The organism is Pseudomonas sp. NPDC077408, assembly GCF_050269105.1.
Taxonomy (GTDB): Bacteria; Pseudomonadota; Gammaproteobacteria; order Pseudomonadales; family Pseudomonadaceae; genus Stutzerimonas.
Window position 1 is genome coordinate 82,447 of record NZ_JBNNHS010000004.1, and the last position, 16,251, is coordinate 98,697.

The 16,251-nt window shown below is 56.8% G+C and carries 14 protein-coding genes; 7 read left to right on the forward strand and 7 right to left on the reverse strand.

Features of this window, described 5'->3' with window-relative positions; genetic code table 11:
• Positions 1–28: 28 nt before the first annotated feature.
• Both ACQKEK_RS12925 and ACQKEK_RS12930 read right to left on the reverse strand, forming a co-directional pair.
• Entirely contained in the window at positions 29–2,530 is a 2,502-nt protein-coding gene (locus ACQKEK_RS12925) for an efflux RND transporter permease subunit (protein ID WP_499143019.1), read from the reverse strand.
• A 29-nt stretch (positions 2,531–2,559) separates the two neighbouring features.
• Positions 2,560–3,618: a WD40/YVTN/BNR-like repeat-containing protein gene (locus ACQKEK_RS12930; RefSeq protein ID WP_319299279.1), complete on the reverse strand. Its 1,059-nt coding sequence runs from the start codon at positions 3,616–3,618 to the stop codon at positions 2,560–2,562.
• 31 nt (positions 3,619–3,649) lie between these two features.
• Between ACQKEK_RS12930 and ACQKEK_RS12935 the strand changes: the two genes are divergently transcribed.
• The gene (locus ACQKEK_RS12935) at positions 3,650–3,781 is read left to right on the forward strand and encodes a hypothetical protein (protein ID WP_319299282.1); all 132 of its coding nucleotides are present in this window, start codon (positions 3,650–3,652) and stop codon (positions 3,779–3,781) included.
• A 53-nt stretch (positions 3,782–3,834) separates the two neighbouring features.
• Here ACQKEK_RS12935 and ACQKEK_RS12940 read toward each other — a convergent pair whose 3' ends face one another.
• Positions 3,835–5,193: a DUF1329 domain-containing protein gene (locus ACQKEK_RS12940; protein ID WP_031310974.1), complete on the reverse strand. Its 1,359-nt coding sequence runs from the start codon at positions 5,191–5,193 to the stop codon at positions 3,835–3,837.
• Between the two features lie 21 nt (positions 5,194–5,214).
• Positions 5,215–6,873 (reverse strand): DUF1302 domain-containing protein, encoded by a 1,659-nt coding sequence (locus tag ACQKEK_RS12945; protein ID WP_031310975.1) that lies wholly within the window; start codon positions 6,871–6,873, stop codon positions 5,215–5,217.
• Between the two features lie 381 nt (positions 6,874–7,254).
• On the opposite strand from ACQKEK_RS12945, the gene ACQKEK_RS12950 reads away from it, so the two are divergent.
• Both ACQKEK_RS12950 and ACQKEK_RS12955 read left to right on the forward strand, forming a co-directional pair.
• A complete protein-coding gene (locus tag ACQKEK_RS12950) occupies positions 7,255–8,097 on the forward strand; it encodes an SDR family oxidoreductase (RefSeq protein WP_021208000.1) in 843 nt (280 codons plus the stop codon).
• 112 nt (positions 8,098–8,209) lie between these two features.
• Complete coding sequence (locus tag ACQKEK_RS12955) at positions 8,210–9,199, forward strand: DMT family transporter (RefSeq protein ID WP_031310976.1); 990 nt, start codon at positions 8,210–8,212, stop codon at positions 9,197–9,199.
• Here ACQKEK_RS12955 and ACQKEK_RS12960 read toward each other — a convergent pair.
• Positions 9,103–10,125 (reverse strand): amidohydrolase family protein, encoded by a 1,023-nt coding sequence (locus ACQKEK_RS12960; RefSeq protein WP_102847600.1) that lies wholly within the window; start codon positions 10,123–10,125, stop codon positions 9,103–9,105. The two genes, ACQKEK_RS12955 and ACQKEK_RS12960, sit on opposite strands and share 97 nt — an antisense overlap.
• 237 nt (positions 10,126–10,362) lie before the next feature.
• On the opposite strand from ACQKEK_RS12960, the gene ACQKEK_RS12965 reads away from it, so the two are divergent.
• Positions 10,363–11,217, forward strand: a complete 855-nt coding sequence (locus ACQKEK_RS12965) for a patatin-like phospholipase family protein (RefSeq protein ID WP_499143023.1) — start codon at positions 10,363–10,365, stop codon at positions 11,215–11,217.
• 17 nt (positions 11,218–11,234) lie between these two features.
• On the opposite strand, the gene ACQKEK_RS12970 is transcribed toward ACQKEK_RS12965, so the two are convergent.
• Positions 11,235–12,146: a LysR family transcriptional regulator gene (locus ACQKEK_RS12970; protein ID WP_499143025.1), complete on the reverse strand. Its 912-nt coding sequence runs from the start codon at positions 12,144–12,146 to the stop codon at positions 11,235–11,237.
• Positions 12,147–12,351: 205 nt separating this feature from the next.
• Positions 12,352–13,020 (reverse strand): TetR/AcrR family transcriptional regulator, encoded by a 669-nt coding sequence (locus ACQKEK_RS12975; protein WP_042928759.1) that lies wholly within the window; start codon positions 13,018–13,020, stop codon positions 12,352–12,354.
• 399 nt (positions 13,021–13,419) lie between these two features.
• On the opposite strand from ACQKEK_RS12975, the gene ACQKEK_RS12980 reads away from it, so the two are divergent.
• Genes ACQKEK_RS12980 through ACQKEK_RS12990 form a run of 3 tightly spaced genes read left to right on the forward strand, consistent with a single transcriptional unit; the run spans position 13,420 to position 15,896 of the window.
• Positions 13,420–14,616, forward strand: a complete 1,197-nt coding sequence (locus ACQKEK_RS12980) for a phosphotransferase (RefSeq protein WP_499143027.1) — start codon at positions 13,420–13,422, stop codon at positions 14,614–14,616.
• A 52-nt stretch (positions 14,617–14,668) separates the two neighbouring features.
• Positions 14,669–15,079 (forward strand): nuclear transport factor 2 family protein, encoded by a 411-nt coding sequence (locus ACQKEK_RS12985; RefSeq protein WP_499143029.1) that lies wholly within the window; start codon positions 14,669–14,671, stop codon positions 15,077–15,079.
• A gap of 43 nt (positions 15,080–15,122) precedes the next feature.
• On the forward strand, positions 15,123–15,896 hold the full coding sequence (locus ACQKEK_RS12990; RefSeq protein WP_499143031.1) for a tyrosine-protein phosphatase: 774 nt from the start codon (positions 15,123–15,125) through the stop codon (positions 15,894–15,896).
• Positions 15,897–16,251 lie beyond the last annotated feature (355 nt).

Genomic DNA, 16,251 nt, shown 5'->3' on the forward strand with positions numbered 1-16,251 from the left:
AGTGGAAGCGCCAACCGGGCGCGTCCGATCAATGAGCGGCAGCCGCGTCAGTTAGTTTTTTTTTCTGGATAGCCTGTTCAACCGGCGTATCAAGCATGGCTGGCGATTCCGGTGAGGCCGAAGTGGTTTTTGGGTTCAGCAGGAAATGCGACAGAGCCGGGATCAGCACTAGGGCGCCGAGCATGTTCCACAAGAACATGAAGGTCAGCAAAATGCCCATGTCAGCCTGAAATTTGATGGGTGACCAGGCCCATGTAATCACTCCAGCCGCCATGGTCAAGCCGATCAGAGCGACCACTCGGCCGGTAAAGTCCAGAGAGCGGCGGTAGGCCACTGCCAGCGACCCGCCCCGCTCCTGTACGGCGAGCTGCACACTGAGCAAATAGAGTGCGTAATCCACGCCTACTCCCACGCCAACCGCAATAACCGGCAGGGTTGCCACTTTCAGGCCGATACCGAGCCAGACCATCAAGGCCTTGCAGATAATGGTTGTCATGATCAGAGGAATGAGCGCGACGATGGTGGCGCGAATGCTGCGGAATGTCAGCAGACAGAGCAAAGCGGTTGCGCCATATACCGCCAGGTACATGGTGATGATGCCTTTCTCCACCTCGATATTGGTCGCCGCTTCGATACCCGCGTTGCCTGCGGCCAAGAGAAACTCGACCGGACGTTCTGCATCGGCCGCGGTGTTGTACTCGGCGGCAAAGGCCTCGACTACTCCCATCACCCGCCGCAGCGTGTCGGCCTTGTGATCGGTCAGATAGGCGATTAGCGGAGTGACCGAGCACTGCTGGTTGGTGATGCCGGGCGAAGAGATCATCGCAGCATCGACCGAGGCGTTGGTGATGGCCTGGTCGCGGCTGATCGTCAGCCACTTGCCGCTGCCTTCGGCCATCCCGGCGGTGACGAAACGAGTCGACTCGGCAAGCGAACTGGTGGTCTGCACGCCCGGTGTCTGGCGCAGTTGCCATGCAAGCCGGTCCATGGTCTGCAGCGTCTGGTACAACCGGCAGCTGTCGGGATCGGTTTTCATGATCACGACGAACTGATCGCTGGACAGACCGTAGTGGTTGGTGATGTAAGTATTGTCCTGGTTGTAGCGCGAGTCAGCGCGCAGCTCGGGAGCACCCGGGTCAAGATCGCCAACCTTGAGATCCAGCATGACGATGCTGCAAATGACGGTGACGACAACAGATAATGAAATCACCGCAATTGCCCAGCGCCGCTCAGTAAAGCGATCCAGCCCGTGCCAGATGTGGCCCAGCCAGTTGCGGTTCTCGGCGCCAGCCCGGTCCTTCTCCAGCGCGATCAGCGCGGCCTTCTTGCTAACGCCGATGTATGACAGCGCGACAGGGATCAGCAATAGCTTGGTGAAGATCAGTACAGCAACGCCGATGCTGGTAGTTATCGCCAGATCGCGAATCACCGGGATGTCGATGATCGCCAGGACCGCAAAGCCGACAATGTTCGTCAGTAGCGCGGTAAGACCGGTTAGAAACAGACGCCGGAAGGTATAACGTGCCGCAACGTACTTGTGCGTTCCTCGGCCGATATCCTGCAGAATGCCGTTCATCTTTTGCGTGCCGTGAGACAGGCCAATCGCGAATATCAAGAAGGGAACGAGGATCGAATAGGGGTCCAGGTCATAATCGAGCAGTTGCATAAGACCGAGTAGCCATACCACACCGGCCACTGCCACACCGATCAACAGCAACGTGCTGCGCAAACAGCGCATATAGAGATAAACGAAAATCCCCGCGATCAGCACTGATATCCCGAAGAACAGCATGACGCTATAAAGGCCGTCGATCAGGTCGCCAACCAACTTGCTGAAACCGACGATATGAATCGAAATCTTGTCGCTTTCAAAGGTACGGATTTTCTCTTCCAATTGGTCAGAGAACTCACCGTAATCGAGCGGCTCGCCAGTTTGAGGATGCAGATCGAGCAACGGCGCAACGATCATGCTCGACTGACCGTCGTTGGCGACAAGATTGCCAACGATTCCGGCACGGGAAATGTTCCGCCGCAGTTTCATGATGGATTCATCACTGCCGTCGTAATCAGACGGCATGACCGCGCCGCCACTGATTCCGTCCTCGGTGACTTCCTTCCAACGAACGATCGGCATCCACAACGATTTCATCCAGGAACGGTCGACGCCCGGAATGAGGTACAGCGTATCGTTTACTTCCTGCAGAACCTTCAGATATTCCGGGTCGTAAATATCGCCTTGTTTGTTTTCGACGACGATACGGATGCTGTTGCCCAAGCCAGGAAGCTGATCCTTATATGCAAAGTAATTCTTGATATAAGGGCTGCTGCTCGGAATCATCCTTTCGAAGCTGGCATTTACGTCTATGCGAGCAGCGAAGTAACCAAGTACGGCGGTAGCCAGCAGGCAGACCACAAGTACAAGTACGCGATTATTAAAGATAACCCGCTCGAAAAACCCGCCGGACGATTTATCGAAATCACGAACATCCGGAACTACGGGCATTCCAGTATTGTACTTTTGATCTACCATTTCTTATTCTCACTAAACATGCCGCGTTATTAGTTCGCCTTGGCTATCTCGACGAGTTTTGCACCCGAGAAAAAAGTCACGACCATCTCGCCATCTCGTCCAGTACCACTGGCCGCGAACACTTCGCCCACCCGTGAGGCCTGCAGGGGTGTGACGCTCAAACTTTGCTTATCGAGGGCAATCATCGCGCCGCTCTGACTAACCATGATCAATTGTTGCCCTGAACCCACCGCGCTGATCAAACTTGCATTGAGGCCGGTGTCTATCTGCTGCCATTGCTGCCCATCGTCCCTGCTCGCATATAGGTTGCCACGCAGGCCGTAGGCCAGAAGCAGGTTGGGAAGCGCACGCACACCGAAGTAAGTACCGTTATAGGGCGTTTCGATCGATGTGAACTGTTGAGTCTGGAGATTCAGGCGCATGAGCAAGCCCTGCTCTCCCGCGATGTAGAAAACGCCGTCGCGTTCGTCCAGGCCATACAGATGCATACGGCGGGTATTGTCGGTTTGCTCGATCCAAGGGTCCCAGGTCGCACCATCATCGGTACTTCTCAGGATCATCCCGAACGCACCGATGACGTAGCCAACCTTGTCCTCATTGAACATGACGTCGAGAAACGGTGAGGCCAGCACATCGGGCGTCGCCGACGTGTTCATGGCGAACTCCACTTCCTGAAGCATGTCGGCAGCGCCCTCGATGCCACGCTCCGCACGCTCACCGTAGAATGCCTTGAGACGCGCAAGCACCGTGCGACCGTCAAGTTGAACGGACCAAGTCAGACCACCATCGGTGGTATGCAGCAGCACAGAATCGTGACCAACGATCCATCCGTTCATGGGATCGCGAAAGCGCACTTGGACCAAGTCCGTGGAAACAGGGCTCTGCACTTGCTGCCAGGTTGTCCCGCCATCGGTGGAGCGCTTGATCATGCCGTGCAACCCGACGCCAACAAGCACATCACCCGCACGGTCCATACCCAGGAGCGGCGCCGGAGCGCTGATCGGCTTCGATGGCTCGCGCAAGGGATCGAGCCCCTCCGCCGCAACAGACGCTTCCACACCAAATGGCAACAGCAGGACCAATAGCATCACGCTGAGCCATTTCCCGGAGAAGCGGGTGATGGTCGCCGAAGAAGCGTTTGGCACAGCAAGCGGGACCGGGAATATCATTATTTTTATCCTCAACCAGCGTAATCAGTATGCGCGCGATGCCTATCGCCACGATCTAACATCGCTTGCAAACCTAGAATGAAACCAGGATCGACAGGTCTGCACCTACAAGCGCACGTGCAGACCTGAAACTGATCAGCGCTGGGTTTCCCTCGTTACAATCGCTTCCGGATTCAACGAACGCTCGGAACGCGGCTCGGTCAGAACTCGATAACCACCATCCAAGCCATCGTTGATCACGCCATACATGCCTTTGTTGAAGTCATAGATGGAGTGCTTGACGATATATGGAATATCGTGGTCGTAAAACTGAACACCACCAAGCATCATTGCGCGATAGAGCTGGCCGCTCTGATCCCATGCGTCGTACAGACCCGCACCATAAGTATCTTCGTCGAGATAGTAGGTGCGCTTACTGTAAACGTGGCGCATACCGGGCTTCAAAGTCGCTTCAACTTCCCATACTCGGTGCAATTCCCAACGCTCGCAGGCGGGGTTGGGATGCGAGTCCTGGAGTTGGTCTTCACAGTTGAAGTAGAACTTGTAGGCGTTATAAGGGATATACATCTCCTTTTTGCCCACAAGTTTGAAGTCGAAGCGATCCTGAACACCAGAGAACATGAACAGCTCATCAAATAGTTCGAGACCACCCATACTCGAGACCGGGGTGTCATAGGCAAACTCGGGAGCCAGCTTCACGCGGCGCTGCCCTGGGGTATAGCTCCAAGCCCGACGGGGTTTGACGGTTGGGTCGAGGTAGTCATTGAGGCCGGTCAGTTCACCGGCCTTCCGGGCAGGTGCCTTGGTCACCGAGTAAACCCGATACGCCATCTCCGGATCGCGACCCGCTACATCGGTCTGGTAATAAGGACGCTCTACAAAAGTAGATTGCGTGGCGGTTTTGGTTACGCCGCCGTTGCTGTCCACAACCCAGGTATTAGAGGAAGAAGTCGTGGTTCCAAATTTGCCGTCGTTATAGCGAAGCAATTGGTTCCACATCACTTCGTTGCCAGTCTGCGGAATCGGAAACGGAATACCGCCCCGGCAGTCGGTCTCTACGGCCAATCCGTCCTTCTTGGTTTCACATTCGGTCGCATTACGCACCGTAGCCTGCAGCACCTCTTCCGGATATGCAGCTGTTCGGTGTGTCGGATAAATGTCCATGTAATAGTCAGGGTTGCGCTTGAGCACCTCTTTCTGACCATCACTTAGCTTGTCTGCGTGTTCAGCCATATTTTGCGCGGTGATACGAAACAGCGGCTTTTCGTTAGCGAACGGATCGACCCACACACCGCTGTTGGGCTTGAAGCCCGGCGGTGCAGTACGCAAACCACCATCATAGGCAGGGATGGTGCCGGCTTCGTTACCTGCTGCGATGGCACCAACGCGAGTGAGCGTATCGCCCAGTTTTGCAGCTTCCTCAGCAGAGACCGCAGCCATCGATAGGGAAGAAATACCGCTGAGCATCAGACCAAGAGCGACTTGGAGTTTCATTGAGTTCCCCTTTTATAAGTTTTAGAAGGAAGTTTTATAGGTAAACGCAAGCCAACCGCGATCGGTTGTACCCACAGCACCGTTGCCGCCTACCCCGCCGTTGAGCAGATTCTTTTCCTGGGCGGAGGTGTCTGCGTAACGCAGGCTGAATTCGTGGCGCTGGATGTAAGTCATTTTTGCACCTACGGACCAAGCCAGGGCTCCTTCGCTACCGCCGCCCGCGCTTGCCGCGTTTCCGCTAATCCCGTAGTTGACGGTAAACGGAACCTCAAGGTCCCAGGACGGGAAGATCGAAAGGTATTGAGGGGTATAGTTCACAGCTACAGCGTAGTAGTCATCGGTGGAGCAACCGTCTTCCTTGCCTCCAGGAAGGGCTGAACTGCGCGCATCACGACACGCCGCGTAACCATCGCCCTTGTAGAGTTCTTCATGCTTGGTCACCTTGTCCAGGTGGCTGTACGCAAATTCGCCAACCAAGGTCGCGTTGTTGGCAATGAAGTTCCGTGGCACACCGTAGACTGCGTTTGCCACGAAGTGAATGGTGTCGCCGCGAGGACCCTCGTCATCAACAAGACTCACACCCGTTGCGTTCAAGGCACCGTCCTTGCGGTAGGAAAGATCCATACCTACGGAAACGGAATTGAATACGCGGGAAAAACTCAAGCCAGCCAGCTTGACGCCCTCTGGGTGCACAAGCCGATAACTGCCGCCCGCCAAGTCGATTTCTGGCGCCAGCCAAGGCTGATAATCATCGAACTCGCGATAGTACGCACCGATGGTCGCTTCTATCTGCTCGACATTGAGTCGACCCATCACACCCCAGTTTGCGGTGTCGCGGCCGCGCTTGGTATTGGCATGGTCTAGGTTGAAACCCGGGGCCAACGGAAACCGATCAGGGCCTTCGAAGAACGGATCCGCCGGGCCAAAATAGGTGCCGCCGTATGGAAACCGCGTATTGTCCCACTCAAAGAATTGCTGGGCCATGATCGACAGGTTATCGGTAACCTGAGCCTTTACCGATACTTGTCCCAATGGCAGGAACACTTCCTTGGTCTCGATACCCGGACTGGTTACCGCCTTCACCGCATCAGTCGGAGCCTGGGAATAGGAGATGGAGTGAGCACCGAACAGCAAGCCTTCGCCCCAGTAATTGGTATGGCGACCCACCTTGACGTTAACGGGTACAGGGCCAATGTCGAAATTGGTCCAGATAAAGGCATCGAGAATTTCGCCCGAAGGACCGTGAGCGTAGCGATCAACCTCTGAGCTGTACTTATCGCCGTAGTAGCTGGTCGAATAGCCTGGAATATTGCTATCCACGTCGTCGTCACGGTAGGCATGGTCATACCAGCCCGCGGCGCTAAGGCGGGCACCCAGCAGATACTTATAGGCGAAGTCGATCTCGGTCAGTACATCGAGACGATTGGTGACGATGTCACCCTTATCGAATTTTCCATCCGATTCGTCCGTTGTAGGGGTATTCATGATGCGATTGTCCTGGTCTTCCATCCTTATGCCCAGGTTGTATCGCACCGTGTTGTCCCAGCGCAGCCGGTAATCCGGGTTCCCCAGATCGACTTGAACAGCGCTGGCTGTCCCGGCGCCGGCAAGCATAGCGACCGCGATAGCAATGCGGGTGAGCTGCGTTGGCTGAGATCTAAAACGGCGGCATTCTTTCATTGTTGTGATCCTTTTATTTTTATTTTCAGTGGCTTACACCGAAACGTGTTCAACCTGAGAAGCCTTGCTACGCCTGGCGAAACCGTTGCGATCGCTGTGCGCATAGATAGCATGGGCCGATTAGCTCCCGATGCTTAGGTCAACCCTAGCGGATATCTCCTTAAAATTCCACATTGAGATTTAGATTCTTTATTCAGAATTCAGTGGAAGCCTTACTACTAAATCCATGATCTGCAGGCGGGCTGACGACCATGAATATAGACATTTATCATAAATTCGTTCACTTTTCTTCATGACAGGTGATTTTTTCATCGTTCGAAACGGCAAGCCATACGCCGTTTTGGTCATCCACCAGACGGCCATGCAGAGGCAAGTATCCAAATGAACATCGATTTGAGCGACAAACGCGTCATCGTTACCGGCGCCTCCAGGGGCATCGGATTGGCCATCGCACGTGCATTTGCTGCTGAAGGTGCGCGCGTCGCGATCTGTGCGAGATCTTTGGAAGCCGTGGAAGCAGCTGGCCAGGAACTTGCCGAGAAAGCCGCTGGCGTGATCGCACGCGCGGTCGACGTAACCGACACGGACGGCGTGCGCCGCTTCGTCGATGAAGTGGCCGAGACCTGGGGTGGCGTGGATGTACTGGTGAACAACGCCGGTCAGGGCCGTAGCGGAAATATCGATACCCTCACCCCTGAATCGATTCTCGAACACGCTAATGTCTTACAGATGGGGCATTTCCGTTTCGTTCAGGCTGTGGTGCCTCATATGCGCAAGCAGAACTGGGGGCGCATCGTCGAAATCAATGCGCTGGCGGGGACCATTCCGACACCCGACGGCATTCCATCGGTGATCAACCGTGCGTCCTGCGTTGCCCTGTCCAAGTCGCTGGGCATGTCGTTGGCGAAGGAAAACATCCTGGTGAACAGCCTGAACATGGGCTGGATCGATACCGGCCAGTGGGACCGCCACTACAAAGAAATGGGCCCCGGCGTGAGCCGCGAGGAGTTCGACGAAATGGTCATGAAAGTAGTGCCGGTTGGCCGTTACGGTAAACCCGAGGACGTATCCGGTATGGTGCTGTTCCTGTCCAGCGAGTATGCGAGTTTCATCAGCGCCGCATCGATCGATATCGCTGGCGGCATGGGCGGGCAGATTGCATACTTCCCTACGCTCAAGCGCGACTTCGCCGCCGCCATCAAGGAACGAAACGCCGCCAAGTGATAGAGCGGCCCACTGCCCCTCGCCGATCTCATGACGGGCAATGTCTCGTTATCTGGCGAGGTATCACGAGCACTCGCTGGCATCGCTGGCGCCGACATACTCAGGACGCTCCATGCCAGGTTTGTTGAACCTGTTGTTGCCGGTTCTTGCCACGCTGATATGGGCTGCCAGCACCGTAGTGAATCGAATGGCCGTAGGTCTGATAGACCCTGCAGCCATCTCGTTCTACCGCTGGCTCGTTGCAGCCGTTGTGATAACACCCTTCGTGTTGACGACGGCCTGGAGCGTTCGGCGAACTATTCGGACACATCTTGCAAAATTGTTCGCTCTAGGTTGCCTTGGCATGTCGCTGTACCAGTCGCTGGCCTATTTCGCTGCTTACAGCGTCACCGCTACGTCTATGGGTCTAATTCTGGCAACCATGCCCATGCTGACGGTCCTGCTGGCCATTGCGCTGTTACGCGCCAGGCCTACGGTGGGGACGCTTGCAGGCGCACTCATATCCTTTCTCGGGCTGGCCTGGTTGATCAGCACCGGCGACCTGGCTGCGCTCTTTCGCCAAGGCATGGGCAAAGGCGAGCTCATGATGCTGATGGCGTCGTTGTCTTATGCGCTCTATTGCGTGCTGGTCAAACGATGGCAAATTCCATTGCCCATCTGGGTGTCGCTGTATGTGCAAATACTTTGCGGTACGTTGGTACTGGTGCCGCCTTTCCTACTGGCGCCTTCGGCGGCGTTGACCCGCGATAATCTGCCATTGGTTCTCTTCGCCGGCCTGTTCGCGTCCGCCATGGCGCCTGGGTTATGGATGCGCGGGCTCGTCTCGTTAGGTGCGGAAAAAACCGCCGCGCTGATGAATCTGGTGCCACTATTCACGGCTATGCTGGCAATCATGCTGCTCGGCGAGACGCTGCATCTCTACCACGCGGTGGGCGGCGGCCTGATCCTGTTCGGCATAGCCCTGGGGCAGATGAGCCAGCGACGCGTCGCTGACTCACCGCTGCCTCAAGCGACCGGCACGGAGACGTCCAGCTTGAGCAGCTCGATGGCATTGCCGCTGCGGATGCGCTCCCGTTCATCCTCGGACAAACCCAGGCCATGAGTCAGGTCGCCATGATCGTAGGCGCCGCCGAAATTGGTGCCGTATAGCAGGCGATCCGCGCCGACTACTTCCGCTACCCCACGCCGCAAGCCGGGCGCATGCACGTCCAGATCGAAATAGAAATTGGGCATGTATTCCATCAAGGGCCGCTTGTTTCGGCTGTCCGGCGCCATGGCGCGGTTGAGCTCGCTCAGCCGGCCGAGCTGAAACACTGCCATGCCGCCGGCGTGGGTAATGTAGGTTTTCAGGTTGGGAAATACGTCCAGCGCGCCGCCGCAGATCAGATACCAGAAGAACAATGTCTCATCGACGCAATCGCCAATGATCGAGGTGGTTTCGAACTTGTCATCGGTATGCTTTTCGCCCCAGTAGATCGACTGGTTGAAGCCATGCACCATGATCGGCACGTCGAGCTGAGAGAGCTTCTCCCAAACCGGGAATAGCTGCTCGTCATACGCTTGCAGTCCATTGAAATTGGCCCCGCCTACGCAGACGCCGCGTGCGCCCAGCTGACGCACGGCGCGATCGATTTCCTTCGCTGCCGCCTCCGGGTCCGCCAGGTTGGCGTGGCACCAGAAATCGAAATGCTCCGGGTCCTTGCGACAGAACGCAGACAATTCGTCATTACAAACACGCGCATATTCGTTTGCGAAGTCGCCCGCCCAATACATGAAGCAATGGGACGGGGTGGACATGACGAGTTTGTCGACGCCCCGCTCAGCCATCAGCTTGCGTCGGCTTTCGTGGGTCATTCGGGCAAGGAGGTTGGCCTGAGCTTCCTCATCCGAAGACGCTTTGGCGGGCTGCTTGGTACCGAGCGCAAAGTGCCCCACCGTAAGCCCCTGGACCTTCATGAAAGGTCCCCAGAATTCGTGGCGGTTGAACATTCCTTCGGTCAACAAATGAGCGTGGACATCGATCAGCATGGCATTCCAATCCTTTTCTTGTTTGAGGGTCCCCTTAGGGATTTCTCGGTTCTGATTACGCCTGCACTAGAACATGCGCATCAGCAGAATATAGACATATACTCAATATATGTTCACAAGAATAGATACCAGAGGCAGAACATCCGCACTGTCACCCGAACATCACCCGCGTGATGGCATGTTCTGATGACGCTCTGGTAATGCCTACCTACCTCTGTATGCCAAGGACAAACAGCCATGTTTACCGACCATTCCCTGGTTTTAGGTGGCGGCGGAATCACCGGTATCGCCTGGATGACCGGCCTGCTGCTTGGCTTGGACGAAATGGGCGTTGACCTGCGTGAGTGCGGCAAGATGCTTGGGACATCAGCCGGCGCCACGGTCGCGGCGCAGATCCGCGAAGATAGCGATCTCTGGGAACTGTACGAGCGTCAGGTCAACGCATCGAAACAGGTTCAGGAGCTCGCGCCTCGAATACGACTGCTGCGAATACTGCCTTTGGCAATTTCCGTATTGCCAAAGCTGAATGCTCCCACCGAGCGCACCAAGCGAATCGGTCAGCTGGCGATACGAGCCGAGGCCGGGAATGCACAAGCCAGGCAGTCAGTCATTGCGGCCCGGCTGCATCCTCGACAGGACTGGCCAGCCAAACCTCTGGCCGTCGTCGCTGTCGATGCACTGACTGGCGAAACCAGAATGTTCGACCAAGATTCCGGCGTGGAATTGGCCGATGCGGTCGCCGCCAGCTGTGCCGTGCCTGGTATCTGGCCGCCCGTTAACATCGGCGGACGGCAATATATGGATGGCGGAATCCGAAGCTCGAATAATGCCGATCTGGCCGAGCGTTCATCAGGGGTGATCATTCTGTCGCCCCTTGGCGCGAACCGTGGAATTACTGGCCGCACGCTGGCCAAGCAAATAGCGAAACTCGAGCAATCCGGGACGCGCGTTCAGGTTATCGGCCCTGACAGGGCAGCGGCAGCGGCGATGGGCAGAAACCCGCTGAATCCGGCGCGGCGCGCCATCGCTGCGCAGGCCGGCAGAGCGCAAGGCCATCTGATCGCGACCGCATTCGAGCAATATTGGCGTTGAGCCGACATGCGGATCACTCAGGATGCGCACGCCATGATGAGGAACTGGCGAAACGCTTCAGCTGTTTGCGGCAACTCCGTCTCGCGGCGCCAGATCAAGCCCAGCTCCATGGGCGGGATAGCGTCCACCAACGGCCGCGCCTCGATTTTCTTACCCTCCAGCGACCAGGCCCGATAGAGCATGTCGGAGAGAATCGTTACTCCGAATCCATGGGCGACCAGCCCCCGCAGACCTTCCATCGAAGACGTCCGGAAGGCTACATTCGGTTGTAGATTGCGAGAATTCCAGTAGCGATAGGTGGAGCTCTCCCCTTCATCGACAGTGGGCAGAATGTAAGGGTGACACGCCACGTCTTCGAGCGTGATGACCGAGGCCCGCATCAGCGGATGCTCGCTGGAAAGCCACAATTGGCGTCGCGAGCGAATCAGCACCTGGTGCTCGAAACGCTGCAGGTTCTCGGTATTGGAGACGATGGAGAGCCCCATATCCAGCCTTCCCGCAGCGATGGCATCTTCGATGACAGGCCGATCCATATCGACCAGATCGATTTCCACCTGCGGATAGCTCCGCTTGAACCGCGCCAGCAGCGACGGCAGAAAATAGCCGAGCACCGTGTAAGAAGCCCCGACGCGAATCACCCCTTGGATCGAATGGCTCAGAAAAAGCGGCTCGCTGAGCGCGTCCTGCAGCGTGTCGAGAATATGGCCCGCATGCTGGGCGAACTTATGCCCCTCTGCGGTCAGGGTGACGCCGTAAGGCAGCCGGTCGAACAACCGAACGCCCAATGTCTGTTCAAGTTGCAGAACGGCGGCGGTAATGGCCGATTGCGATACATGCACCTTCACCGCTGCCTGGGAAAGCTGCCCTGCCTCAGCCGCGGCCATGAAGTAGCGCAGCTGGCGCATCGATATGTCTTTGCCCTTCGCCATCCCGTTACCCTTCACCAACTCAGTGCGACCATTCAGGCTAGTCGCGCACCATACAGCGAACGCAAGATTCGGTCACGGTGTCGAGCAGGTGTTATATGCGCAGCCCACGTTACGCGCTATGACGTAACGGTGAGATGACCATGAGCGCTCCAATGGAGCGAGCGCCCCTAACGAGACCTGCGCGAGACTCGGCAAAACGCGATGATCAATTGGCGCGAGCGCTGCGCGGTTCTTCTCCATGCGTCGCGACGATGCTAGCCAGAATGAAATCGGCACAGTGTTTGCGCCAGGTTTCCATGCCTTCCTCGGAAGCAGTATCAAGGCCGACGAGCGCTGAGGTGGAGTAAGCGTTGGTAAACCAGCCGGTAGCGATGAGAGCCGCGGTGGCAAGCAGTAGCCGAGGCTGGGTGTCCGGCTTGAAACTACGGCATTCAATGCCTCGCTGAACGATCCCGCCAACCTTATCGACCAGGGCCGGTGCCAGTTCCAGGAAGCGGTTGCGCGGCGTTTGATTGTAATCGTGATAGCGAACGCCCTCCTGCGCTAACCTGGCGAGCAAGGGATCGTTGCGATATTGATCGAAGATGTGGTTGAGCAAGGCTCGAAGCGCTTGCGTCGGGGTCAGCTGCTCGACATCGAAATCAACCCACCCGGTCATGAGTCTGTCAGAGGTTTCGTCAAGCACCGCGACAAACAGGCCTTCCTTCGATCCGTAATAGTGGAAGATCAGCTGTTTGGTAACGCCAGCATTGCGGGCTATTTCGTCAATACGCCCGCCGGCCAGTCCCTTATTACAAAACTCCTGATGCGCGGCGGCAAGCATTCGGCTCATTGTTTGGCGCTTATCAGACTTCGAGCGATTCTGTGTTTGCATCTGCAACGCTCCTTTGCCGCGACATCAGGCGGTTTTATATATATATATGCAACACGTTGCCATGTTGACTATGCGCGAGCCGTATTTTTGTTTTACCAATAGTCAACCGCCACTGTTTCCGGTTTGGTAAATCTTGATATAGCCCCGGCGCCCTCGAGCAGGTCCGATTGACCCACGCCCTCAAGTATCAACAGCTATTTTCCGATGAGCATTTCGACTCCAGCATTTGACCGCCGGTCAAACAACTCAATCGTATCGAGAGCGTGTTTGCCTTGTTGACGCAGCGCGGCTGATCAACACTCGGGTTTACGCCGAATACGTGAATTAAGTGCGTTTCCGCTGTCGTACGGTTTCTACAAGAAGCCGCTGGCATTTCGCCTTCAGAGATAAAATACAACAATGACCAGTATCGAAGAGTTGCGGACAAAGCGCCCTTATCCTGCTCGCCAGGGGCAGCTTCCTCGCCACCTGCAAGACGTCACACCCCAATGGTTGACTAGCCTGCTTCAGAACCGCTACCCCGGGATCGCGGTGAATGATTTCGAGCAGGTAGAGGTGCGTAACGGGCACACCACCAAGCTAAGGCTCGCGCTGGACCTCAATGAGGTTGGCCAGGCCGCTGGCATTCCGCGCAACGTTTGCCTCAAGTCCAACTGGTCGGAAGGGTTCGAGAGCGGCGAGATCTGCGAGTTGGAGGCACGCTTCTACCACTTCATGCGCGAGCGTCTGCACACGCCGGTGCCGGACAGCTATTTTTCCGACTGGGATGGCGATGGTGGGGGTCGGGGCGTCGTCGTGATGGAAGACCTCGGAATGGCGCCAGGCCAGTTCGGTCACAGTACCCATCACCTCGGCGTCGATGGCGTGGCCCAGGGGCTGGAGTCACTGGCGATGTTGCATGCCGCACTGTGGGGAAGTTCTGAACTCAAGGCACAGAGCTGGCTGCCCACGTCCATGGATCACCCGGTCGACTACGATCAGTTTTTACGCATGTACGACTACATTCGGCTGAATCTGCGCAAGCCTGAGTACCAGGCCATCCTGCCGAAGTGGATGTATGAAACACCGGAGCTGTTTGGGCATGCCTTTGACGAGTTACGCGCTTATGAACTTGAGCAGGAGACCCCCATCTGCCTGGTCCATGGCGATTCTCACCAGGGCAACAGCTTTCTGCGCGACAGCGGCGAGCGGGTCTGGCTTGATTGGCAGCTTGTGCGCAAGGGGCGGCCATGGCGCGATATTGCCTATTTCATGCTTGGGGCGCTGACAATCGAGGAGCGGCGGGCTTCGGCCTGGGATCTGGTCAAGGTCTACCGCGAGAAGCTGATCAGCTTGGGCGCCGAAGGCGTACTTGGACAGGACGCCGCCTGGGAACAATTTCGCCGCTGGCCCATGTATGGCATGCAAGCATGGCTGGCCAATGTCGATGAGTGGGGCCAGGACGGGCGCATCATGGTGGAGCGATTCTTCGCCGCGGCGGAAGATTTCGAGACCGTGAAAACGCTGACCGCCGGCAAAGCGCCACGCCGTAACGTGAAGTTGGGCGAGGGTGCTCGCCAGGTTCTCCCGCAGTTTCGGCACTTGCTGGACGATTGATGGCTTGGATCATGGTGTAACGAACAAAAACAATAAACGGAGTGCAATCGAAATGACGTCGCAACTGAATGCTGAAAGTATCCAACGTTTTATGAAGGGCCAGGTCTCGGCATGGAACGCCCACGATCGCGAGGCCTTTCTTGACTGTTATCGCCAAATTGCGCCTGAGTCGCTGGTCATCGAATATGCTGGTCGCACTGACACGCGTGATGGCTGGTTTATCCTCGAAGAGATGTTCGACAAGCACAATGCGGACATCTCTCTGGAAGTGGTGGAGACCATCTACAACGGCAACGACGTTGCGGCTCATCATCGCAATTGCCTGAATGGTACCGGGCTGGCCATTGAAAGCATCGAAACCTACCGTTTCTCACCAGGCAAACTTCAGGTGTGCTATTTCCTTAAACCGCCGGTGACCGACAATCTGGACTTCACGCAATTTCGGGGATTCGCCTCCGCTTGATCACATTAGGCGAACGTTCGAGCATTCAGATATGAGATCCCCGATGAATCTGCAGTTAGCAGGCACCGATAATTTTCGTAGTCTCAAAGGCTTGCCGGCCCATGACGGCCGGCGCATCGCCGGGCATACGTTGCTACGGTCCGACCAGCTGCACATGCTTGGCGCCGAGGGCTGGGGAATCCTCAAGACCCTTGGCGTGAAGACCGTATGTGACCTGCGTAGCGAGGGTGAGCGCCAGCGGACGCCGAACAATCTGCCTGCAGAACTTGAGCAGCTGGCACTTGAGGTCACCGGCGACATGCGCGCCGACAAAAGCGTGTCGAGTTTGTTGATTGAAAGCCCGGATCTTGCCGGCGCCGAAGCCATGATGTTCGAGGTATACCGGCGCCTGCCGGGCATGCTGGCGCCGCATCTGCCGATACTGTTCGGGTTGTTCGAGACGGGTAAGGTGCCCGTGCTGGTTCATTGCGCAGCGGGCAAGGACCGCACCGGTTTTGCCGTCGCGGTTATTCTTCACGCGCTCGGCGTAGCGCGGGACGTCATTGTCGCTGACTATCAACTGTCGGCCCGCCGAATGGTCGACGCCAGCGACGCCCGGCGAGAGCTGATGAGTACGCTGGTCAGCAACATGATCGGCAAGCCCTGTCCTGACGAAGCGGTCGACGCGATCATGGATGCCCGCCCCGAGTACCTGCAAACGGCCTACGACTGCGTGGACAAGCACTATGGATCGATGGACGCCTATATCGAGACGTGTGTCGGCCTGGATGCGGCGAGCTTGAATCGTCTACGGGACCGTTATCTAACCGCAGGCTGATGTCCGGCTGTTCCGTTCGTGGCAGATCTATCTGACCTTGGGTCTGCTGACGTTTCGTCGCGGCCGCGACGGCCCCGTCCCTGCGGGTTGTGCGTCAAATGGCGCCACGCGGAGATGCGGGACTTGTCAAGGGAATAACCGTTGCCTGCGTCCCGCGCAATCCACATGGATGTGGTGAATGCAGCAGCAAGCCCGCCGGGCGCTGCCTTGCGGAACGCCGCCCGGCCTGGCGCCATTTGTCGCAGCAACGCGGCTTGCTGCGAAACGTCAACAGACCTTAATTCCCAAAGCAAACGCCCCGATGGCTTTTCGGGGTGTTTGCTTTGGGATTCGCCCCTGGGACGTCTTCGCCCGA